Source organism: Dongia rigui, from assembly GCF_034044635.1.
Lineage (GTDB): Bacteria > Pseudomonadota > Alphaproteobacteria > Dongiales > Dongiaceae > Dongia > Dongia rigui.
The window spans coordinates 379,946-400,100 of record NZ_JAXCLX010000002.1; the positions used below are offsets into that span (position 1 = coordinate 379,946).

The 20,155-nt window shown below is 63.9% G+C and carries 22 protein-coding genes; 7 read left to right on the forward strand and 15 right to left on the reverse strand.

The features are described 5' to 3' along the window. The first annotated feature begins 7 nt into the window (after positions 1-7). Entirely contained in the window at positions 8-457 is a 450-nt protein-coding gene (locus tag SMD31_RS13260) for a GNAT family N-acetyltransferase (RefSeq protein ID WP_320501377.1), read from the forward strand. Here the strand turns inward: SMD31_RS13260 and SMD31_RS13265 are convergent, their stop codons facing one another. From SMD31_RS13265 to xseA, 3 genes are all read right to left on the reverse strand, one after another. Continuing rightward, entirely contained in the window at positions 458-1,657 is a 1,200-nt protein-coding gene (locus SMD31_RS13265) for an EAL domain-containing protein (RefSeq protein ID WP_320501378.1), read from the reverse strand. Positions 1,658-1,731: 74 nt separating this feature from the next. Further along, positions 1,732-2,538, reverse strand: a complete 807-nt coding sequence (locus SMD31_RS13270) for a M23 family metallopeptidase (protein ID WP_320501379.1) — start codon at positions 2,536-2,538, stop codon at positions 1,732-1,734. Then, on the reverse strand, positions 2,535-3,980 hold the full coding sequence (gene xseA, locus SMD31_RS13275; protein ID WP_320501380.1) for an exodeoxyribonuclease VII large subunit: 1,446 nt from the start codon (positions 3,978-3,980) through the stop codon (positions 2,535-2,537). The genes SMD31_RS13270 and xseA overlap by 4 nt, the downstream gene beginning before the upstream one ends. A gap of 120 nt (positions 3,981-4,100) precedes the next feature. Between xseA and purD the strand changes: the two genes are divergently transcribed. Beyond that, positions 4,101-5,378, forward strand: a complete 1,278-nt coding sequence (gene purD, locus SMD31_RS13280; RefSeq protein ID WP_320501381.1) for a phosphoribosylamine--glycine ligase — start codon at positions 4,101-4,103, stop codon at positions 5,376-5,378. A gap of 12 nt (positions 5,379-5,390) precedes the next feature. Next, the gene (locus SMD31_RS13285; RefSeq protein WP_320501382.1) at positions 5,391-5,996 is read left to right on the forward strand and encodes a glutathione S-transferase N-terminal domain-containing protein; all 606 of its coding nucleotides are present in this window, start codon (positions 5,391-5,393) and stop codon (positions 5,994-5,996) included. 3 nt (positions 5,997-5,999) lie between these two features. Here SMD31_RS13285 and SMD31_RS13290 read toward each other — a convergent pair whose 3' ends face one another. The 5 genes from SMD31_RS13290 to SMD31_RS13310 form a co-directional block, all read right to left on the reverse strand. Beyond that, entirely contained in the window at positions 6,000-7,220 is a 1,221-nt protein-coding gene (locus SMD31_RS13290) for an NAD(P)/FAD-dependent oxidoreductase (RefSeq protein WP_320501383.1), read from the reverse strand. Between the two features lie 67 nt (positions 7,221-7,287). Further along, positions 7,288-8,211: an aromatic amino acid exporter YddG gene (yddG, locus tag SMD31_RS13295; RefSeq protein ID WP_320501384.1), complete on the reverse strand. Its 924-nt coding sequence runs from the start codon at positions 8,209-8,211 to the stop codon at positions 7,288-7,290. A gap of 139 nt (positions 8,212-8,350) precedes the next feature. Beyond that, a complete protein-coding gene (locus SMD31_RS13300) occupies positions 8,351-8,842 on the reverse strand; it encodes a hypothetical protein (RefSeq protein WP_320501385.1) in 492 nt (163 codons plus the stop codon). Positions 8,843-8,947: 105 nt separating this feature from the next. Then, positions 8,948-9,670, reverse strand: coding sequence for an acetoacetyl-CoA reductase (gene phbB / locus SMD31_RS13305; protein WP_320501386.1), 723 nt, complete (start codon positions 9,668-9,670; stop codon positions 8,948-8,950). A gap of 142 nt (positions 9,671-9,812) precedes the next feature. Next, entirely contained in the window at positions 9,813-11,000 is a 1,188-nt protein-coding gene (locus tag SMD31_RS13310; RefSeq protein WP_320501387.1) for an acetyl-CoA C-acetyltransferase, read from the reverse strand. 316 nt (positions 11,001-11,316) lie between these two features. Between SMD31_RS13310 and SMD31_RS13315 the strand changes: the two genes are divergently transcribed. Next, positions 11,317-11,874: a hypothetical protein gene (locus SMD31_RS13315; RefSeq protein ID WP_320501388.1), complete on the forward strand. Its 558-nt coding sequence runs from the start codon at positions 11,317-11,319 to the stop codon at positions 11,872-11,874. Positions 11,875-11,973: 99 nt separating this feature from the next. On the opposite strand, the gene SMD31_RS13320 is transcribed toward SMD31_RS13315, so the two are convergent. The 5 genes from SMD31_RS13320 to SMD31_RS13340 all read right to left on the reverse strand — a co-directional run bounded on the left by SMD31_RS13320 (position 11,974) and on the right by SMD31_RS13340 (position 16,223). Beyond that, complete coding sequence (locus SMD31_RS13320; protein WP_320501389.1) at positions 11,974-12,387, reverse strand: hypothetical protein; 414 nt, start codon at positions 12,385-12,387, stop codon at positions 11,974-11,976. Positions 12,388-12,531: 144 nt separating this feature from the next. Next, a complete protein-coding gene (locus SMD31_RS13325) occupies positions 12,532-13,563 on the reverse strand; it encodes an aldo/keto reductase (protein ID WP_320501390.1) in 1,032 nt (343 codons plus the stop codon). A 96-nt stretch (positions 13,564-13,659) separates the two neighbouring features. After that, positions 13,660-14,928: a pentapeptide repeat-containing protein gene (locus SMD31_RS13330; protein ID WP_320501391.1), complete on the reverse strand. Its 1,269-nt coding sequence runs from the start codon at positions 14,926-14,928 to the stop codon at positions 13,660-13,662. Positions 14,929-14,936: 8 nt separating this feature from the next. Beyond that, entirely contained in the window at positions 14,937-15,260 is a 324-nt protein-coding gene (locus SMD31_RS13335) for a hypothetical protein (RefSeq protein WP_320501392.1), read from the reverse strand. A 162-nt stretch (positions 15,261-15,422) separates the two neighbouring features. Next, positions 15,423-16,223: an undecaprenyl-diphosphate phosphatase gene (locus tag SMD31_RS13340; RefSeq protein WP_320501393.1), complete on the reverse strand. Its 801-nt coding sequence runs from the start codon at positions 16,221-16,223 to the stop codon at positions 15,423-15,425. A gap of 171 nt (positions 16,224-16,394) precedes the next feature. Between SMD31_RS13340 and SMD31_RS13345 the strand changes: the two genes are divergently transcribed. Beyond that, entirely contained in the window at positions 16,395-16,688 is a 294-nt protein-coding gene (locus SMD31_RS13345; protein WP_320501394.1) for a hypothetical protein, read from the forward strand. Between the two features lie 60 nt (positions 16,689-16,748). Here SMD31_RS13345 and SMD31_RS13350 read toward each other — a convergent pair whose 3' ends face one another. Together SMD31_RS13350 and SMD31_RS13355 are read right to left on the reverse strand one after the other, a co-directional pair. After that, the gene (locus tag SMD31_RS13350; RefSeq protein WP_320501395.1) at positions 16,749-17,783 is read right to left on the reverse strand and encodes an alpha/beta fold hydrolase; all 1,035 of its coding nucleotides are present in this window, start codon (positions 17,781-17,783) and stop codon (positions 16,749-16,751) included. After that, a complete protein-coding gene (locus SMD31_RS13355) occupies positions 17,764-18,330 on the reverse strand; it encodes a hypothetical protein (RefSeq protein WP_320501396.1) in 567 nt (188 codons plus the stop codon). The genes SMD31_RS13350 and SMD31_RS13355 overlap by 20 nt, the downstream gene beginning before the upstream one ends. Before the next feature lie 229 nt (positions 18,331-18,559). Here SMD31_RS13355 and phaR point away from each other — a divergent pair, with 229 nt between their 5' ends. Continuing rightward, positions 18,560-19,207 carry a polyhydroxyalkanoate synthesis repressor PhaR gene (gene phaR, locus SMD31_RS13360; protein WP_407652132.1) on the forward strand — a complete coding sequence of 216 codons (648 nt, stop codon included), beginning with the start codon at positions 18,560-18,562 and terminating at the stop codon, positions 19,205-19,207. Positions 19,208-19,337: 130 nt separating this feature from the next. Beyond that, positions 19,338-20,141, forward strand: a complete 804-nt coding sequence (locus SMD31_RS13365) for an alpha/beta fold hydrolase (protein ID WP_320501397.1) — start codon at positions 19,338-19,340, stop codon at positions 20,139-20,141. Positions 20,142-20,155 lie beyond the last annotated feature (14 nt).

Genomic DNA, 20,155 nt, shown 5'->3' on the forward strand with positions numbered 1-20,155 from the left:
TGCGACAATGACGGTGCGACCGCTCGCACGGGCGGATCACGACCAATGGCTGCCGCTCTGGGCGGGCTATAATGAATTCTACGGGCGCGTTGGGCCGACAGCTTTGGCGCCGGAGATCACCGCCGCGACCTGGGGCCGTTTCTTTGATGCCTATGAGCCGCTGCACGCGCTGGTGGCCGAGCATCAGGGGCGCCTGGTCGGCCTCACGCACTATCTGTTTCATCGCAGCACCACGATGATCGGGCCGGTCTGCTATCTGCAGGATCTCTTCACCGACGCGACCCTGCGTGGCAAAGGCATCGGCCGGGCGCTTATCGAGGCCGTCTATGCCGATGCGCGCCGACTGGGCGTCACGCGTGTCTACTGGCAGACTCATGAAACCAATGCGACGGCGATGCGCCTCTATAATGAGGTCGCCCAGCGATCCGGCTTCCTCGTCTATCGCAAAGAGGTCTGACTAGCGCCCGACGCCACGATATTCCGAGAGCGGCACGGGTGTTGGCGTGCTCAGCATCTTGTCGATGTGATAACCCTGGAACATGCCAAAGCCGAGGTCGCGGCCGGTGAGGTAGCCGTCCTCGTCATCGACCCGGGCCAGCGCCAGGACCACGCCGGATTGGCGCAGCTTGTCGAAATAGGCGCGCCGGCGCAGCAGTTCCGGGCCGATGCCGGGCTGCCAGAAGACCTTCACCATATTGGGGTTGAGCTGCGCCAGATCGATCACGTTGATCAGCGACGGAATGATGCCGTCGATGGCAACCGTGCCGCCGCGCCCCTGGATGAGGTCGCGGGCGGCCATGAACTCGTTGAAGTTCTGCATGATGTCGCCCATGCGGAACTCGAAATTGAAGCGCCGCAGCGAGTTCAGCGAGCGCTTCTCGAACACCTCGAAATCGTTCGAGAACACGCTTTCGATATTGATGTTGAGCGAGGCGCGCTGTTCGGGCCGCTTGATGCCTTCGATGGCTTTGAGGATGATGCGGTCGAGCGTCACCGTCATCTGGTTGAAGACGTTCTTGTTGTGACGCATGTCGACGCCGACCAGCAGATGCTGGCGCAGGGCTGCCATGCTGGCAAAGAACTCGCTCATGACCGGATGGAGCGGTTTGCCTTCCTCATAGATCGCGATCTGCTGGCTGCGCAGGAACAGATCGGCAAAGCGCGCATCGCCCAATTGCCGATAGGCACTCTCGATCTTGGCGATATGCTCCAGGAGGAGCATATCCATCATGTTCGAAACCTGGTCGACATTGGCGGCCTGGGCAGCGAGGCGCCGCACGGTCTCGAGCGCCCGCGGCCGGTCGCGCCGCAGATCGATGATCTGGGTGATGCGGTTGACGTCGACGGCGCCGAAATAATCGGGCAGCTGCCGGCCGATCATGCGCAGCAGCTGCAATTTGGTGTCGGAGAGGATGCCGGAAACCAGGACCTCCTGGTCGGCCACCGTCATCACCAGGCTGGCAAGGCTCAGGCGATAGAGCCGGCAGCCGCGCCCGGAGAAATACTCATCCAGCCGGTCGGCGAAGGCCTTCAGGAACTCGATGCCTTCCTTGGTCCGGGTGAATTCCTCGAGGTTGAGAACCAGGACATAGGGCACCATGCCGCGATTGATCGGCGGATTGCTGATCCAGTCCACCAGTTCATCTATTTCGCTCATGGCACCAGTATCCGTGTGTTGGAGGCGGCCAGTATGCGGCCGAACCTCGAATCGTCAAGCAGGCAACGTGCCAGTCAAGGCATCGGGGGCACCAGCAGGGCAGGGTCCAGCCGCGTTTCGTTCCAGTTGAGACCCCAATGGAGATGCGGCCCCGTCGCCCGGCCGGTCTTGCCGACCGCACCAATTGTCTCTCCCTGGAGGACCATTTGACCCGGTTTCACATCGACGCGGCTCATATGCAGATAGCTCGAATAGATGCCAAAGCCATGGTCGATGATGACCGTGCCACCGGTCAGATATAGGTCCGTCTCGGCAAATCGCACCTGGCCCGCCGCCGGTGCCACGATCGGGCTGCCCTCGGGGGCGGCGATGTCGGTCCCGAAATGGGGGGCCTTGGGCGTACCGTTCAAGATGCGCTGGCTGCCATAGACCCCGCTGATTGGTCCCTTGGCCGGCCAGATGAACTGGCTCAGGAAATCGCGCCGGTCGGAGGGCGTGGCGCGCGCGGCCTTGACCTTCGCCTGGTCGGATTTGATACGCGCCTCGGTCGCCGGGTCCGGCGTCACCATGTTCTGATCGAGCTTGTCGATGCGCTGGATCTCATAAGCGCGAGGGGCAATGGCGATGACCTGTTGTTCCGGCTTCCCATCGGCGTGAATGACGGTGAGTTGCACGTCGCTGCCCTGATCGCGGCCGAAGCCGATGACGAAGGTGCCATCGGCGCCGACCATCACCGGATCGTCGCCCAGCAGCACGGTGGCCCCGGGTTCGACCTGGCCCACCGCAAAGCCGCCCGGTTCGAGATGGCCCTTGAGATCGAGGGCTAGAGCCGGGGTCGTGCAGACAGCCAAAACCAGCGCCAGGAGAGCGCGCCAATTCACAGCAACGACCCCTGAGGTCCGGTCCCTGATGCTGCCTTGGCCCGCTTTGGCTTATCACTCGGCTTGCCGCCGGCGACGGCCTCGACCGTGCCATCGCGGAATTGCAGCGTCAGCGTGTCGCCGCCGCCGACCGAAGCGGCGGTGAGGACCGGCTTGCCCTCGCCATCGCGCACCAGGGCAAAGCCGCGCTCCAGCACCTTCTCATAGGAATAGCTGTCGAGCATTTGGCCGAGGTGATCGAGGGCAGTGCGCTTCCTTGTCACCATCTCGGCCAAAAGGCGCGGGTTGAGGCCGTTGCCGACCCGCTCGAGGCCCCGATGCTGGCGTTCCAATGCCAGATTGAACGCGGCACCCAGACGGTTGGCCGCAAGGTCGATGGCGTTGCGCGCCTCTGCCAGTTGCTGGTGCGGCGTTTTCAGTTCGGCCCGCAGCTGCGCCAGCCGATCGGTGCGGCGGCGGAAATAGGGCAGGCGTGCATTGGCCCAGCGCTCCAGCCAGCCATCGAGCGATTGCGCCTTTTCCTGGATGAGCCGCATCGGCTCCGGCAACCCCCGCGCCAGGCCTTCAACGGAAAGCCGCGCTTCGCCCAGGCGCCGGTTCATCGTGCTCATCAAGCGATGGCCGATCTCGCCCAGCATGCTCACCAGTTCGGCCCGGACCGGCACGGCCATTTCGGCAGCAGCCGTCGGTGTCGGCGCGCGGCGGTCTGAGGCGAAATCGATGAGGGTGGTGTCGGTCTCGTGGCCCACGGCGGAGATGAGCGGGATGGCGCTTTCCGCCGCCGCGCGCACGACGATTTCCTCATTGAAGGCCATCAAGTCTTCGATGCTGCCGCCACCGCGGGCGACGATGAGCAGGTCCGGCCGCGGCACGGCGCCCCCCACTTCCAGGGCATTGAAGCCGCGAATGGCGGCGGCGACTTGGGCTGCGGCCCCTTCGCCCTGCACGAGGACCGGCCACAGCAGCACGTGGCGCGGGAAGCGGTCGGTGAGGCGATGGAGGATATCGCGGATGACGGCACCGGTGGGCGAGGTGACGATGCCGATGATGTTGGGCAGGGTGGGCAGGCGGCGCTTGCGTTCCGGGTCGAACAGGCCCTCAGCCGCCAGCTTCTTCTTGCGCTCCTCGATCATCTTGAGGAGGGCGCCGACACCCGCGAGTTCCAGCCGCTCGATGACCAACTGGTATTCCGAGCGGTCGCCATAGGTGGTGATACGACCGGTGGCGATAACCTCCATGCCGTCTTCCGGAATGATGCCGAGGCGCGCCGCATTCCCTTTCCAGCAGACCGATTTCAGGGCCGCGTTCTCGTCTTTGAGCATCAAATAGAGATGGCCGGAGGCGGCGCGCTTGAAACCGGAAATCTCGCCCTTCACCCGGACGCGGTCGAAGCGGCCTTCCAGGGTCCGCTTGATGGCCTGTGAAAGCTCGGAAACCGTCAATTCCCCAGCATTATGGCCGGGTTGCGGGGGGTTGGGCGGGAGAGAATCGAAATCTGTCATGGCGCGTCATTCTATGGTATCGCAGGCACTCCTGTGAAAGTGATTTTGGGTCGAAAACGCATGCGGATTCTGGTGGTTGGTTCGGGTGGGCGCGAACACGCCTTGTGCTGGAAAATCGCGGCCTCGCCGCTCTGCGACAAGCTTTTCTGCGCGCCGGGAAATGCCGGCATCGCCGCTGTTGCCGAATGTGTCCCTGTGGGGGCTGAGGATATTCCGGGCCTCGTCGCGCTCGCCAAGGAACAGGGCGTGGATTTCGTCGTCGTCGGGCCGGAGGCGCCGCTGGTGGCGGGGCTCGCCGATGCGCTGGAAGCGGCCGGAATCGCCACCTTCGGCCCCAGCCGGGCGGCAGCCGAGTTAGAAGGCTCGAAGGGCTTCATGAAGGACATCGCCGCCAAATATAACGTGCCGACCGCACGCTACCAGCGCTTCACGGCACCGGAACCGGCCAAGGCCTTTGCGCGGTCGCTGCCGCTCCCCGTCGTGGTGAAGGCGGACGGCCTCGCGGCGGGGAAGGGCGTCATCATCGCCGAAAGCCATGCCGAGGCAGAGGCCGCCATCGATGCCATGATGCGCGACAAGCAGTTCGGTGCCGCCGGCCTTGAACTCGTGGTCGAGGAATTCCTGCATGGCGAGGAGCTGTCCTTCTTCGCGCTCTGTGACGGGGCGCACGCCTTGCCGCTGGCCTCCGCCCAGGATCACAAACGCGTCGGCGATGGCGATACCGGGCTCAACACCGGCGGCATGGGCGCCTATTCGCCGGCACCCGTGGCGACGGCGCAAGTCGAGCGGCGCATCATGGACGAGATCATCCGCCCGACGGTCGACGGGATGGCCGCGGAAGGGAAGCCGTTCAAAGGCGTGCTCTTTGCCGGCATCATGGTGACCAAGGACGGGCCGAAGCTCATCGAGTTCAACGTGCGCTTCGGCGATCCGGAATGCGAGGTGCTGATGCTGCGCCTCAAATCCGATCTGCTGCCGGCACTGATGGCCGCGCGCGACGGCGGCCTCAAGAATTTCGACCTGCGCTGGCACGACAAGGCCGCCGTCACGGTCATCATGGCCGCCAAGGGCTATCCCGGAAAACCGGAAGCCGGCACCGTGATCAAGGGCCTCGAGGCTGCCGCCAAGGTGACGGACGCGGCGGTGTTCCATGCCGGCACCAAGCGCAACGCGGCGGATGAGGTCGTGGCGGCCGGGGGCCGCGTGCTCGCCGTGTCCGCCGTGGCAGCAGATGTGAAGACGGCGCGGGCCCGCGCCTATGAGGCGGTCGACAAAATCGATTGGCCGGGCGGGTTCTGCCGCCGTGACATTGCCCATCGCGCCATCGCGCGCCTCTAAGGAGCTCTCCGCATGTTCAAGCTGCGCTATTCCTCGACCAGCCCCTTCGTGCGCAAGGTCCGCGTCGTCTCCATCGAGACGGGCCAGGAAAAAGATATCGAGCTCATCAAGACGGTGACCGCCGATCCCACTTGCGATATCGGCAAGGACAATCCCTTGAACAAGGTGCCGGCGCTGGTGCTGGAAGATGGCTCAGCACTCTATGACTCGCATGTCATCTGCGAGTTCCTGGATGCGCGACCGGGCGGCGGCAAGTTCTTCCCAGCCAATGGCCCTGCGCGCTGGACGGCCTTGCGGCAGGAAGCGCTGGCCAACGGCATGGCGGATGCCGGCGTCCTGCGCATGATGGAGACGCGCCGCCCGGCTGGCGAACAATCGCCGGCCTGGATTGCGCGCCAGAAGCTGAAGATGGAGCAGGGCCTCGATCAACTGGAGAAAGAAGCGCCGCATTTCGCCGCGGGCTTCGACATCGGCCTCATGACGATTGCCATCGTGCTCGACTATTTCGACTTCCGCTTCAAGGCGGAAGGGTGGCGCAATGGCCGGCCCAACTTGACGAAATGGCATGAAGCCATCTCGGCCCGACCCGCGCTCAAGAGCACGCTGCCTTTCGAATAGGCTTTAACGCCGAAAGGCGAAGAGCTTGGCATCCGGGTCTTGGTGGCCAGCGAGTTCGCGCTGGATGATCTGGGCGGCGATGGCACTGAAGGTGATGCCGTTGCCGCCATAACCCAGCACGGCGTAGCAATGCGGCCGGCCAGGCAGGGCGCCGATGAGCGGCAGACCGGTATCCGACTGGCCGAAGCAGCCGGTCCAGGCGTAATCGGCGGTCACATCTACATGCGGGAACAGGCGCTTTAGTTTGCGGCCGATTGCTTCCACTTTCTGCGGCAGCAACGCGTCACGCTTCGCCTCATCGCTGAAATCTTCGTCCTCGCCGCCGACGATGATGCGACCGTCGGCGCTGGCGCGGAGATAGAGATAAGGATCGGATGCTTCCCAGATCAGCCGCCGCTCGGGCCACAGGGCGCGGGTCTGCGGCTTCGTCGCATAGGCCCAGCTGGAAACGATCTTGAGATCGCTGCGCTTGAGAAATTTCGGTGTCTCGTAACCGGTGGCGATGACGAGGTTGCGCGCGGCGATTTCATGGCCGGCGCTGGTCAGGATATCGACGCCGCCCCGCCGGCTGGCGATGTCGGTCACTTCGACGGGTGATAGAATGCGGGCACCGCGCAGGGACGCCGATCGCCACAGCGCCGTCACCAGCTTCACGGGGTCGAGTTCGCCCGACCCGCGTGAGAGGCTGGCGCCGCTGCGCTCGATGCCGCTGATCCGGCGCAGCTCGCCGCGGTCGAGATAGATCGAGCGCAGGCCCGCCTTCTGCCGCGCGGCGACTTCGCGTTTCAGCGCCGTGGCATTCAACTGATCGCCGCTGAGATAGAGGGTCTCGCGTTCGGCGAAATCACAGGCGATGCCCAGTTCCATGATGCGGTGGCGCAGATAGTCGACGCCCGTCGTCGAGCGCCAATACGCGCGGATGGCATTGTCCTTGCCGATCTTGCGGCCAAGTTGGATGAGCGGCGTGTCGATTTCGAACTGCAGCAGCGCGGTGCTGGCGGCGGTCGAACCGCGCACGGGACCCCGCCGGTCAAGCACGGTGACATCATGGCCGGCAAGCAGAAGCGCATCGGTGACCAAGGCGCCGCTGACGCCAGCGCCGATGACGACGATCTCAGCCTTTATCGAGCGGGTGAGGGGCCGGTGTGGCGTTGCTGGCTGGCGGGTGGCAAGCCACAGCGGCCGGCCGCTGCGGAGATCGCGTTTCCTGGTAAGGCCGGACATGTGGGAGGTTCCGTTGGGTGGGGGTGCGCGGGGAGAAACACGGCGCAGGCCCCAACGGTTCCGGCGGCTATTTCTTCAGATAGAGGTCGCGCGCCGCCAGCACGGCGCCGCCGACGATGGCAAGGCAGCCGAGAAGGACGGCCATGCTGGCCTCCGCCTTGCCGGTGGCGATGAGGAGCAGGGTCGAGATCAGCGGCGAGGCGTAGGAGATGGCGCCCAGCGCCTTGATGTCGCCTTTCTTGACGCCGTAATCCCAAACAAAGAACGCGGCCCCCACGGGGCCGATGCCCAGGGCGACGATGGCAAGCCATTGCCAAGCATCCGCCGGCCAGACCGTTTCTTCGACCAAGCCATGGCTGATGAAGCCGAGCAAGGCGGTCACACCGCAGAAGGCGCCGACCAGATCGGTGGGGGCGGAACCGAAGCGGCGCGAGAGCACGGAATAGATCGACCAGGTGAAGGCGCAGGCAAAGGCCGCACCATAGCCGAGGAGATCGCCAACCGGTTGATCGGCAGCGGGCGCCCCACGCGCCAGCAGCAGGATGACGGCCCCGCCCATGCCGATGGCGGCACCCGCCACATGCTGCCAATAGAGCTTCTCACCGGGGAGGAGGGCCGAGAACAGCACGATGAGGAGCGGCCACAGATAGGCGATGAGGCTCGCTTCCACCGCCGGGGCATGGTCGAGCGCCACGAAATAGAAGAGGTGATAGAGGAACAGCCCGCCGATGCCGATGGCATAGACCGGCCAGGGCTGGCGGAAGAAGGCGAAGGCACCGCGCCCAACGGCTACTGCATCCTTGGCCCATTTCAGGCAGCAGAACAGGAAGGCGATGCCGAAGGTCATGGCCATCAGCTGAAAGGGCGGCACCGCGCCGGTCGATGACGTAAAGAGGGCCAACGTCGCCCACAGCAGGACGGCGATGGCGCCGATCATGGTAGCGCGGCGGGTGGCGGAGTGGCGGTCGGCGGGGAGGGCTGTGTCGGTCATGGCCCGCCTGCTATGGCAAGCCGCGGGCGACCCGTCAAGTTGAAGGACCCCTCTCCCCGCAAGCGGGGCGAGGGAGTGGAGACCGAATTTGCCTTGGAGCCCCTCGCCCTTCTGGGGAGAGGGGTTGGGGTGAGGGGGATTACGTCCGTGGTGCCAGGAAGACGATGAGCAGCCAGTTGGCCAGCACGATCGAGGTGATCATGAAAAAGAGCAGGACATAGCGGTGGAAGTTGCGCTCGCGCTCGGTCACCAGGCCGCGGATCATGCGGGTGAGGTTCGAGAAACGCTCGGCGATGAGGTTCATCTTCTCGCGCTCGGCATTCTGCCAGAACTGGTAGATCACCAGCGAATAGATGGCACCCACCGACAGCACCAGGCTGATGATCATGCACAGCTTGAAGAGGAAACCGGCCTTGGAGGCGTAATCGCCGGTCAAGCCCAGCAGCACGAAGAGGCCGAGCGACCCCAGCAGCGTGCCCCATTGCTGGTGCTTGGCAAAGCGGATGGTGTCGGCGGAGGCGCGATAGAGCTCCAGCATTTCGGCATGGGTCAATTCGTCGAGATCCGACGGTTCGACCGTCAGCGGCTCGGCGACTTCTTCCGCTGCTTCGTTCTTGGGGGCCTTGGCCATGTTCCACCGCTTCCATTACCTGCCCGGATTATGGACAGGTAATGGTTAAGAAGCTGTGGATAACTTATTTTTGATTTTAGATCAGCAGTTTACGGAGAAAATCCGTCAATACATATGCTGGCCGCCATTGATGGAGAGGGTTGAGCCGGTGATGAAGCCGGCCTCGTCGGCGACCAGGAAGAGGACGCCGCGGGCGATTTCCGAGGCCTGGCCAAGGCGCCCCACGGGGATCTTGGCGACGATCTTCTCCAGCACCTGCGGCGGCACCGCGCGCACCATGTCGGTGTCGATATAGCCGGGGGCGATGGCATTGACCGTGATGTTCTTGGCCGCCCCTTCCTGGGCCAGCGCTTTCGTGAAGCCGTGGATGCCGGATTTGGCGGCCGCGTAATTGACCTGGCCGTATTGGCCGGCCTGGCCGTTGATCGAACCGATATTGACGATGCGGCCGAAGTTGCGCTCGCGCATGCTGTCGATGACCGCGCGGCAGGTGTTGAAGCAGGAGGAGAGGTTGGTGTGGATCACCGCCTCCCATTGTTCCGGCGTCATCTTGTGCATGGTGCCGTCGCGGGTGATGCCGGCATTGTTGACGACGATGTCGACCGGCCCCAGTTCGGCGGTGATCTTGGCGATGCCGTCCTTCACCTGTTTGAAATCCGAGACGTCGATCTTGTAGGCCGGAATGCCCGTCTGATGGGTGAAGGCCTTGGCCTTCGCCTCGTCGCCGCCATAGACCGCGGCCACCTTATAGCCCGCATCCTTCAGCGCCAGGCTGATCGCCTCGCCGATCCCGCGGGTTCCCCCGGTCACCACCGCCACTCGTTGCATGCGTCTCTCCCTGGTCTGTTTTTTGTTTATGCGTCTTCAGTTTCGTGCAGTGGATCCCCGGGTCAAGCCCGGGGATGACGGGCCTTAGCGAAATGAGTCGTCATGCCCGGGCGAAGACCCGGGCATCCACTGGCGGCCGTTGTTATCTCTCCACGCACATGGCGATGCCCATGCCGCCGCCGATGCAGAGCGTCGCAAGGCCCTTCTTGGCATCGCGCTTCTGCATTTCATGGAGCAGCGTCACCAGCACGCGCGCACCCGAGGCGCCGATGGGGTGGCCCAGCGCAATGGCGCCGCCATTGACGTTGACCTTCGACGTGTCCCAGCCGAGCTCCTTGTTGACCGCACAGGCCTGCGCCGCAAAGGCCTCATTGGCCTCGATGAGGTCGAGGTCGGAGGCCTTCCAGCCGGCCTTGGCAAGCGCTGCCTGGCTCGCTGGAATGGGACCCGACCCCATGATCGCCGGATCGACGCCGACGGTTGCCCAGGAAACGATGCGTGCGAGCGGTGTCAGGCCGCGCTTGGCGGCTTCGGCGGCACTCATCAGCACCGTGCCGGCAGCGCCGTCATTGATGCCCGACGCGTTGCCAGCCGTCACCGTGCCATTGTCGCCGCGCACGAAGGCCGGGCGGAGCTTGGCCAGCGTCTCAACGGTCGTGCCGTGCTTGGGGTACTCGTCTTCGGTCACAATGGTGTCGCCCTTGCGCCCGGCGATGGTGACGGGCGTGATCTCGTCCTTGAACTTGCCGGCCTTCATCGCGGCTTCGGCCTTCTGCTGGCTGGCGGCTGCAAAGGCGTCCTGCTGGTCGCGGGTGATCTGCCATTTCTGCGCCACGTTCTCGGCCGTGTTGCCCATGTGATAGCCGTTGAAGGCATCCCACAGCCCGTCCTTGATCATGGTGTCGATCATCTCGGCATTGCCCATCTTGGTGCCGTTGCGCAAATGCATCGTGTGCGGCGCCTGGCTCATGCTCTCCTGGCCGCCGGCGATGACGATGTTGGAATCGCCGTTGCGGATAGCCTGAAAGCCCAGCGCCACGGCGCGCAGACCCGAGCCGCACAGCTGGTTGATGTTATAGGCCGTCTTTTCCTTGGGGATGCCGGCATGGATGGCGGCTTGGCGCGCCGGGTTCTGCCCGGCGGCGGCGGCCAGCACCTGGCCTAGGATCACCTCGTCGATCTCGCCGGCCTCCACCTTCGAGCGGGCGAGCAGGTCCTTGATCACCGCCTGGCCCAGCACATGGGCGGGAACGGATGAGAGCGCGCCGTTGAAGGCGCCGATCGCGGTACGCGCGGCGGCGGTGATGACGACGTCGGTGGCATTGGCCATGGGATTATCCTCCAGCGGCAGAATTTTTACGTTTGTTGCATTGCAGCGAGAACCCTAAGGGATGGGACGGTTGTCCCGCAAGCCTCCTTTGGTCCTGCGACAGATCTGCCAAGCATCGGACGCGGTTCCCGACCATCCGGTCAAGCGACAAGTTGGGGACGCCCAAAGTCGCCATGGTACGCGAAGGCGTATCATCCACGAGTTCCTTGTCGGCACCGTTCGGTTATCCAGCTAAACTCGTGGATGGTCGGCCTACGCCGACCATGACGGTGAAGATAGATCGAACTTTTATAGTGCCCCGGACGACCAACGGATCATGACCCGCCGCCAACTCCTCAAGCACCTCCTCAGCCTCGCCCTGCTGCCGCTCGGTGCGCGGAGGGCTGCGGCCGACGACACGCCGCCCATCCCCTTCGTCGCCTGGGTCGAGCGCTTCTACCGCACCCAGATCGCCGCCCGGGCGCTCCGCGAAGGATGGGCGACGCCAGAGAACCAGCAGGGCGCCGAACCGACGGCGAGCTTTCCCTTGCCCAACTATCTGACACCGGAGCTGCGCGCCCTCTTCGAGGCGGCGCAAGGGAAACCCCTCCCCGCCGACACGCCTGAAGGCCCGATCCTCGATTATGTCTTCGGCTGGGGCGCCCTGCCGAACCGCGAGATCAAGCTGCTCAGCGTCACCGAGGCGCCCTGGTGGCAAAGCCTCATCACCAAGCATCTCGCGCTGGTCACCATCACCATCAACGGCAACGAACGCGACCTCACCCTCAAAGGCCAATACGACGCCGACACCTTCAACTGGCGCATCGCCGACATCGATTACGGCGATGGAGCGGGGGAGAGTTTGAGGGAGAGGTTGGAGCGACTGGCCCATTAGGCTCGCCTGTGGATCCCCACACGTCATGGTCGGCGCAGGCCGACCATCCACGAGTCCCTTAAATGAGGGATCACCGACACGTTACGACTTAGCGTCGCCTCACTTCATCAAATTCGCAAACTGCGGGCAGATGGCCTTCGCGCGGGTGGCGACCTGGTCGTGCCTTGCCGGGTTCTCGGTCTTTTCGAGCTGGAACCACTTGGCGAGCTTCGGGTCCGATGGGGCGCGGCCTTCGATCATGTCGACGAGGCGTTGCACCTCCGTCTCCGGGATATCGGCCAGCACTGATTTCATGCCGCATTCGAACACGGCCTGGCGGTTGGCGGCCGGCACACGCGAGGTGTTGAACATCGCGTCGGGGTCCTTGTTGAACTTCTCCTGCGCCAGCACCATGAAGCGGGCCTTGGCGGGGTTCTTCACCGGGTCGATGACGGAGGCGTCCTGGGCGAAGGCGGCGCCAGTGCCGAGGCTGGCTGCGACGATGAAAGTGGCGAGCCAGAATTTGAGCGTCATCTGCCGTTCCGATCTGAAATGCTGCGCTGATTGCGCGGTGATATTATAAGCAAACGATAGTTGCATTCAACGCGACATAAAAAGCGCGCGCGCCCTGTCACGGGCCGCGCGCGCTCTTTGGCGTTGTCGTCGCACGTCTCGACGTTACTTCCCCACGGGGCGCGGGTTGCGTTCCTGGAAGTCGCGCTGGTGCCAATAGGGGTAAGCCGGCACCTTGTCGCTCACCTTGTCGAGGCGCGCGATCTGGTCCGCTGTGAGGCTCCAGCCGATGGCGCCCAGATTCTGCTCCAGCTGTTCCTCGTTCCGGGCACCCAGCACCAGATTGCAGACAGTGGGGCGCGAGAGCAGCCAGTTGAGCGCCACCTGCGCCACGGTTTTGCCGGTTTCCTTGGCGACGGCATCCAAGGCATCGACCACGTCATAGAGGAAATTGTCATCGACCGGCGGGCCGCCTTCGGCGCCGCCGCTGGCGATGCGGCCGGATTTGTCGGCCGATCCGCGCCGGATCTTGCCGGTGAGTCGACCCCAGCCCAGGGGGCTCCACACCATGGTGCCGACCCCCTGGTCGATGCAGAGCGGCATGATCTCTTCCTCGTAATCGCGCCCGATCAGCGAGTAATAGCCCTGATAAACGACATAGCGCGCGAGGCCGTATTTCTCGGAGGTGGCCAGCGCCTTCATCACATGCCAGCCGCTGAAATTCGAGCAGCCGATATAGCGTACCTTGCCGCTGGCAACGAGGTTGTCGAGGGCGGAGAGCGTCTCCTCGACGGGTGTGAGCGCATCGAAGCCGTGCATGAAATAGACGTCGATGTAATCGGTGCCGAGGCGCTTCAGGCTCGCTTCCGCCGCCTGGATGAGGTGGAAGCGGGACGAGCCCTTTTCATTGGGGCCGTCGCCCATGGCAAAGGTCGCCTTGGTCGAAATGAGCGCCTTGTCGCGCTTGCCGTGCAAGGCGGTCCCCAGGATCGTTTCGGCAAGCCCTCCCGAATAGACATCCGCCGTGTCGAAGAAATTGAGCCCGTGGTCCAGGCACATGTCGACCTGGCGGTTGCCGACTTTCTGGTCGACGCCGCCCCATTTGTCGAAGAACTCATTGCCGCCGCCGAAGGTGCCCGTGCCGAAGCTCAAGACCGGGACTTTGAGGCCGGAACGGCCAAGCTGACGAAATTCCATGGGTGGGCATCCTTCTCTGTCACGCGGTTGCTGCGGCAAGCTTAGACCGGCTTCGTGACACTCTTCCACCACAAGCTGAAGAGGGGTTTGCCGCGCTCAGCCCTTGCCGGCGCTGTTCTTGGCCGGGGTGTCCTTGTCGATGGCGGCCTGGATCGCGTCCATGAAATCCATGTCGGCGATGATGCCGGTCATCTTGAAGTTCTGCACCACGATGCCGTCGGCCTTGGCATTGGTGAAATCGGTTTTCGAAAAGCGGCAATCGGCGATGATGGTCGGATAGACCGCGTCCTTGTGGCCCTTGATCTTGATGATCTCGGGGCCAAGATCGGCCTCGCGGAAGAAGGTCCCTTCCAGCACGCTTTCGGTAAACTTGGCACCACGCAGCTCGGCGCCGGTGAGGTCCGCGCGGCTCATATCGGTATTGGTGAAATTGGCGAGGTTGGCGTTGGCGCCTTTGAGGATGGTGCCGCGCAGCTTGGCATTGGTGAAATTGGCGCCGGTGAGCTTGCTGCCGGAAAGATCGAGGCCGGAAAAATCGGCGCCGGTGAAATCCGCGCGCTCGCCTTTCTCGCCGCCCGTTGCCACCCATTCGCCATGGGCGGCGATGAGCGCTTTGAGGCGCACGATCGCGTCCGGGGAATCGTCGACCTGCAGGGCGTGCGAGGTGTCGATATAACCCGCCATGGCGGTCGACATGTCGACGCCGAACAAATTGGTGTCTTTGAGCGTCACATGGTCGAGCTTGGCGCCCGCCACCTTGGCGCGGTCGAGCCTGGCGCCGGTCAAGTCGGCATTGGAGAGATTGGCGCCGGAGAGGTCGCAACCCTTCAACTGCGTGCCGGTGAGGTCCGCCCCCACCAATTCCGCATGGCGCAGATTGGCGCCCGAAAGATTGGCGTTGCGGATGACGGCGCCATTGATCTTGGCGCGTTCCAGATTGGCGCCGGAAAGGGTCAACTGGTTCATCTCCGACTTGTCGCGCAGGGCGGTGGCGCCGCCATCGACCAGCAGGTTGCCGCTCCTGAGATCGGCACCCGAAAGCTGCGCCTTGGTGAAATTGGCACCCTTCAACTGCGCGCCGCGCAGATTGGCATCCTCGCAATCGGCACCGGTGAGATCCGTGCCGGAAAGGTCGGCGCCGAAGAGGTCGGCACCGTTGAGATTGGCGCCGGCCAGATCGCAATTGACGAGCTTGGCGCCGACCATCTTGGCCTTGGCGAGGTTGACACCGCGCAACGATGCGCCCTCGAGTGCGAATTTGCTGAGATCGACGCGCCGGCCGCCCTTTTCCTTGTTGAGCCAAAGGCGGTGCGCGGCGAGGGCGCCCCACAATTCATCGACATCCATCAGGGCTTGCTCGGACATCGGATGCGTCAGTCGATGGAGAGGATGAGGGCCAGCTTGTCCTCATGCTTCATGATGGATTTCTTGGCCCGCTTGGCGACCGGAATCTTCGAGCGGATGCAATGGGTGAGGAGCAGGGCGCCCAGCGTCTCGCTCTTCAATTCGATGATCCGCCCCTCGGGCTTGTCGCCGCCCTTGACTGTGGCGTTCACCTGCAGGCTGTCATCGCCGACAATGAGGATCTTCCCGAGGCTTTCCTTCTCGGTGATCTTATTTGTCTGCAACAGGTATTGAAGGATCGCGGTCGCCAGTTCATCCATGGTGAAGGTCAGGCGACGCCATTCGGAAATCATCGTTTAACGCATCCCCGCAAACGATTGGTCAATCTGGTGCTCGGTGCCGCCCCCCGGCAGCCACGCGTGGGGCGCAAGGTACCCTGTGCCGGGGCCAAAGTGAAGCACCCGTTGCAATGATACCCGCGCCGGCAACGTCCCGTTACGACGTTAACACCTGGTTTAGTAGAGCAGCAGTCCCAGCATGACGATGCCCAGAACGATGCGGTAGACGGCAAAGGGCGCAAAGCCGTGCCTGCTGACGAAGCCGATCGCCGTCCGCACCACGATCAGGGCGGTTAAGAAGGCGCACAGGAAACCGATGCCGATAACGGCGGCGCCGTCGGCACTGAGATCGTGCCAATTCTTATAAAGATCATAGGCCGTGGCGGCGACCATGGTCGGGATGGCGAGGAAGAAGGAGAACTCGGTCGCGGTCTTGCGGTCGATCCCCATCAGCATGCCGCCCATGATGGTGGCCCCGGCGCGGCTCACCCCCGGGATCATGGCGATGCATTGGAAAAGGCCCACCGCCAGGGCCCGTTTCACGGTGACGTCATCGGTGGAATGGAATTGCGGCTTGGGGCGGAAGCGTTCGATCAACAACATGGCGATGCCGCCGACGATCAGCATCACCGAGACGACGAGGGGCGAGAACAGCACCGTCTTGATCGTCTTATAGGCCAGCACGCCGATGACCATGGAGGGGAGGAAGGCCGCCAGGATGACGGCGGTGAAATGCCGCGCCGGCACGCTGTCGTGGAGATGCATCGCCGTCCCCAGCAGCTTCTCCCGATAGACCCAGCACACCGCCAGGATGGCGCCAAGCTGGATGACGATCTCGAACAGCTTGCCGCTGGGGCCGGCAAAGCCGAGGAGGTCGATGACCAGAATAAGATGGCCGGTCGACGAGACGGGCAGGAATTCGGTGAGGCCTTCGACGATACCCAGAAGGGCGGCCTGAAGCGCTGTGATGAGATCCATGGGAAGGGCTTTGCTGCAGCTGCGAAATGGACCCCAGGATTAGCCGCCCCAGGGCGGATTGTCACGGGTTTCCCGGCCCTTATCGGAGAAACATTTCTGTGGCGGCGGCGTTTATTTGGGGCAGCCGGTGACCCGCCGGCCGTCAAGTTCCCGCAAGGAAAGGATGACGTCATGGCCAATCAACAGAACCCCGAAAATCCGCGTCAGGCTCAGCAGAACCAGCAGAACCCGAGCGACAAAACCGGTGAGCAGAACCGGCAGAACCAGCAGCAGCAGGGCAACCCGCAGCGCCAGCCTGGTCAGAACCCCGACGCCGACCGCCAGCGCCAGCAGTCCCAGCAGGGCGCCGACAAGGACCGCGACATGGTCGGCAAGGACACCGATGGCGACGGCAAGGTCGTGCAGCCGGGTCAGAAGCCGGGTCAGTCTCACGGCACCGGCATCAAATCGGACCAGAAGCGCTAACGCGCGCTGATTCTGCGATAAGAGGGATGGCCCGTGCCCGTTTGGCGCGGGCCGTTTCCTTTATCGCTGCCGCATCCAGGCGGCGATGGGCGCCCAGACGTCGGGAGCGGCGGACCGCCCCACCATCATGCCGATATGCCCGGCCGTGGGGACCATTTCATCGATCTGGCGAAAGCGCCGGGTGAGGGCGCGGGCGCTCTCCGGCGGCACGATGCGGTCGGTGCCGGGAATGACATTGAGCGCCGGGCGGTCGAAGCCCGCCGGATTGACGACCTTGTCGGCTACTTTCCAGCTCAGTTTCTGCGGCGTGTTCTCGCCATACCAGCCAGTAAGGCATTCGCGCGCCACGGGGGCAGCAAGGCTGATGCCGTCATTGAGCCAGTCTTCCAGCGCCACGAAGCGCCTGGCGCCATTGCTCGCGGGGTCGAGTGTCCCGAAATGCTGGAATTTCCGAAGCACCTGGAAAGGATCGAGGCCAGAGAAGAACGCCTGCAGCATGTCGACCGGCAGCTCGCCCAGGATCTGCAGGAGGGGTTCGAGCTGGCGCCCGATCTGGCCCATCATCTGCGCGTGGCCGGGGTTTTCAGCGTGGAAATCCCAGGGTGTGGCGAGGAGAACCAGGCCCGCGATATCCGCCTGCCGCCGCAGGGCCAGCGCCAGCGCCAGATTGCCCCCCATGCAATAGCCGATGATGTGGATCGGCCCGCCCGGTTCGCGCTTTACCGCATCGAGGGCCCCTTCCAAACGCCCGGCGATGTAATCGGTGAGGTCGAAGCTGCGCTCGATATAGCCGGGCGCATCCCAATCGACGACGAAGGGGTCGAAGCCGTTGGCGCCGAGCCAGCGCAGGAACGAGGCCTCGCGCTCCAGATCCAGGACGTAATAGCGGTTGACCAGCGACGGGATGACCAGCACGCGGGGCCGCGGCGTCTTGGCGTCCCGCGTGCCGCGGTAATCGCGCAGCTTGGTGGTCCCTTGATCCCAGAGGACCGGCGCCGGCGCCAAATCGCGCTGGTGGGGATGTTTCCGATAAGCCTCGATCCCGGTGAGCAGCTGGCCGAAGCGCCGCCGCCCTTCAGCCTGCAGCGCCGCCATCAGGGCCGCCGGATCCGCTTTTTGCAGCTGCGGCGCGAGATCGGCGAGGCTTTGCTGCAGCTGTGCGAGGTTTGGCGGCAGGGCTGCGTTTGGGCTTGCCGTCCGCCAGTTCTGCAAGGCGTTGTTCAATGCCGGCAAGGCGGCGGCCGAGTTCGTCCAGGTCGCTGCCGCGAGGCTGAGATGCTGCGGCAGCGGGCGCGGCCCCAGCCGGTGAACTTGGCGCTGTGTCTCCATTTGCGCTGCCATGGGCGGTCCCCTTCCACCAATCCTGTGCCATCCAGTCCTTGGTCATCCGGGTCCAGGCCTTGGTGAGATCGTCGCCCGAACCGCCGGCCTGGCCCATCTGCCCCAGCTGGCTCAGCCACATGCCGGGGAGCGGCATCGCCGCCATCAGCCGCGCCGCTTGCGCTGCAAGATCGGGGTTGGCGGCGACCGCCGACAGCTGGTCCTGCCACAGATCCAGCAGGCGCCGCGCCAGTTCATCAAGTTCCGGCACGCTGTCGGGTTTTTCCCCGGCCGTGCCCTGCTTTCCCGCCGAGTCAGTCATTTAGCGACTATAGCGGCTCCGGCCAGGGCTGGAAACCCGGCCATGCTGCTGATGCTAACACCTGCGTGGGCAGCTGTTTCGCGTTGCAGCGACCGCATTGCCATATGCCCCTCAACTAATGCTATGCTGCACCTGCCATGCTGCAGCACGCTGCGGAATCAATTCCGCAATAATGCTGCTGCAGCGCGCCAAAAAGCCAGGTCCATAAGGTTTTACCGCAGGGGAGTAGATGATGGCTGTGCCAGGTGACCAGAACAAGGGCGACCAAGCCAAAGCCGGCGACAAGCAGGCGCCGGTCCGCATCAAGAAATACGCCAACCGCCGTCTCTACAACACGGCCACCAGTTCCTACGTGACGCTCGATTACCTGGCGCAGATGGTGCGCGAGGGGCTCGACTTCACGGTCGAGGATGCCAAGTCGGGCGAGGACATCACCCGCTCGGTGCTGACCCAGATCATCGTCGAAGAGGAATCGAAGGGGCAGAACATGCTGCCCATCAATTTCCTGCGCCAGCTGATCAGCCTTTACGGCGACAATCTCCAGTTCCTGGTTCCCGGTTATCTGGAAAAGAGCATGGAGAGCTTCGGCGCCAATCAGGAGCAGATTCGCCAGTACATGAAGGAGAACTTCGCCAACGTCCTGCCGCTCGACCGTCTCGAGGAGATGTCGAAGCAGAACATGGCCTTCTTCCAGCAGGCGATGAGCATGTGGAACCCCTTCAAGGTCGGCTCGACCGGTCCCGCTTCACCTAGCGGCGACGCGCGGCCGGAAAGTGCCCCGCGCGGCGGCGAGGAACTCTCCGATCTGAAGACCCAGATGCAGGCCCTGCAGCGGCAGCTGGAACAGCTGACCAAGGCGGGACAGAAGGCGGATTGAGCCGCTGGCATGTCCTTACCGTCATGGTCGGCGCAGGCCGACCATCCACGAGTTTGCTGGTGAGTGAAGAAGGTAAGTCGTGGATGGTCGGCCTGCGCCGACCATGACGAGCTAGGAACAAGGCGAAAGAATGCGCGCGCAGATCAACGGCACCGAGCTGTTCATCACGGTGTCGGGACAGGAAGATAGACCGGCCCTCATTCTCGGCCACTCGCTGGCCACCAGCCATGAAATGTGGGGCCTGCAGGCGACGCTCTTCGCGCGCCATTTCCGTGTCGTCAACTTCGATATGCGCGGCCACGGCGCCAGTGCGGTGCCGGGTGGTGCCTACACCATCGACCAGTTGGCCGACGACGTGATCGGGGTTGCCGATCATCTGCGGCTGAAGCGCTTCCACTTTGCCGGGCTTTCCATCGGCGGCCTGATCGGCCAGTCGCTGGGCTACCGGCATGGCGACCGGCTGGAGAAACTCATCCTCTCCAGCACCTTCACCGGCATCAACGGGCCGGACGCGGTCAAGCTGTGGACCGATCGTGCGGCTGCCGTGCGCGCCAGCGGGCCGGAAGGCCAGGCCGACGGCACGATGTCGCGCTGGCTGTCGGCCGAGTTCCAGAAAGCCAACCCGCAGACCGCGCAATGGATTCGCGACCTCATTACCTCGACGCCGGCCAATGGCTATGCCGGCTGCGCCGATGCGATCCGGGATATGAATCTCTCTGCTGAGAAGCTTGCCGCGATCAAGGTGCCGACCTTGGTGATCGCCGGCGAAAAGGATCCCGGTGCCACACCGGCCGAGGCAGCCAAGATCGCCGCCGCCATTCCGAACGCCAAAGCCTTCGTCATGCCGGGCGGCTATCACCTGTGCAACGTCGAAACGCCGCACCTCTTCAACGAGACGGTGCTGGCCTTCCTCCTCGGCGGAAAGAATGGCTGACGGGGTCGGTACCC

What these genes read in the sequence shown, in the direction of transcription:
- SMD31_RS13260 (WP_320501377.1), top strand. Translation starts at nt 8, where the DNA reads ATGACGGTGCGACCGCTCGCACGGGCGGATCACGACCAATGGCTGCCG.
- SMD31_RS13265 (WP_320501378.1), bottom strand. Translation starts at nt 1,657, where the DNA reads ATGAGCGAAATAGATGAACTGGTGGACTGGATCAGCAATCCGCCGATC.
- purD (WP_320501381.1), top strand. Translation starts at nt 4,101, where the DNA reads ATGCGGATTCTGGTGGTTGGTTCGGGTGGGCGCGAACACGCCTTGTGC.
- SMD31_RS13285 (WP_320501382.1), top strand. Translation starts at nt 5,391, where the DNA reads ATGTTCAAGCTGCGCTATTCCTCGACCAGCCCCTTCGTGCGCAAGGTC.
- SMD31_RS13290 (WP_320501383.1), bottom strand. Translation starts at nt 7,220, where the DNA reads ATGTCCGGCCTTACCAGGAAACGCGATCTCCGCAGCGGCCGGCCGCTG.
- yddG (WP_320501384.1), bottom strand. Translation starts at nt 8,211, where the DNA reads ATGACCGACACAGCCCTCCCCGCCGACCGCCACTCCGCCACCCGCCGC.
- SMD31_RS13300 (WP_320501385.1), bottom strand. Translation starts at nt 8,842, where the DNA reads ATGGCCAAGGCCCCCAAGAACGAAGCAGCGGAAGAAGTCGCCGAGCCG.
- phbB (WP_320501386.1), bottom strand. Translation starts at nt 9,670, where the DNA reads ATGCAACGAGTGGCGGTGGTGACCGGGGGAACCCGCGGGATCGGCGAG.
- SMD31_RS13310 (WP_320501387.1), bottom strand. Translation starts at nt 11,000, where the DNA reads ATGGCCAATGCCACCGACGTCGTCATCACCGCCGCCGCGCGTACCGCG.
- SMD31_RS13315 (WP_320501388.1), top strand. Translation starts at nt 11,317, where the DNA reads ATGACCCGCCGCCAACTCCTCAAGCACCTCCTCAGCCTCGCCCTGCTG.
- SMD31_RS13320 (WP_320501389.1), bottom strand. Translation starts at nt 12,387, where the DNA reads ATGACGCTCAAATTCTGGCTCGCCACTTTCATCGTCGCAGCCAGCCTC.
- SMD31_RS13325 (WP_320501390.1), bottom strand. Translation starts at nt 13,563, where the DNA reads ATGGAATTTCGTCAGCTTGGCCGTTCCGGCCTCAAAGTCCCGGTCTTG.
- SMD31_RS13330 (WP_320501391.1), bottom strand. Translation starts at nt 14,928, where the DNA reads ATGTCCGAGCAAGCCCTGATGGATGTCGATGAATTGTGGGGCGCCCTC.
- SMD31_RS13335 (WP_320501392.1), bottom strand. Translation starts at nt 15,260, where the DNA reads ATGATTTCCGAATGGCGTCGCCTGACCTTCACCATGGATGAACTGGCG.
- SMD31_RS13340 (WP_320501393.1), bottom strand. Translation starts at nt 16,223, where the DNA reads ATGGATCTCATCACAGCGCTTCAGGCCGCCCTTCTGGGTATCGTCGAA.
- SMD31_RS13345 (WP_320501394.1), top strand. Translation starts at nt 16,395, where the DNA reads ATGGCCAATCAACAGAACCCCGAAAATCCGCGTCAGGCTCAGCAGAAC.
- SMD31_RS13350 (WP_320501395.1), bottom strand. Translation starts at nt 17,783, where the DNA reads ATGGCGGCGCTGCAGGCTGAAGGGCGGCGGCGCTTCGGCCAGCTGCTC.
- SMD31_RS13355 (WP_320501396.1), bottom strand. Translation starts at nt 18,330, where the DNA reads ATGACTGACTCGGCGGGAAAGCAGGGCACGGCCGGGGAAAAACCCGAC.
- phaR (WP_407652132.1), top strand. Translation starts at nt 18,560, where the DNA reads ATGATGGCTGTGCCAGGTGACCAGAACAAGGGCGACCAAGCCAAAGCC.
- SMD31_RS13365 (WP_320501397.1), top strand. Translation starts at nt 19,338, where the DNA reads ATGCGCGCGCAGATCAACGGCACCGAGCTGTTCATCACGGTGTCGGGA.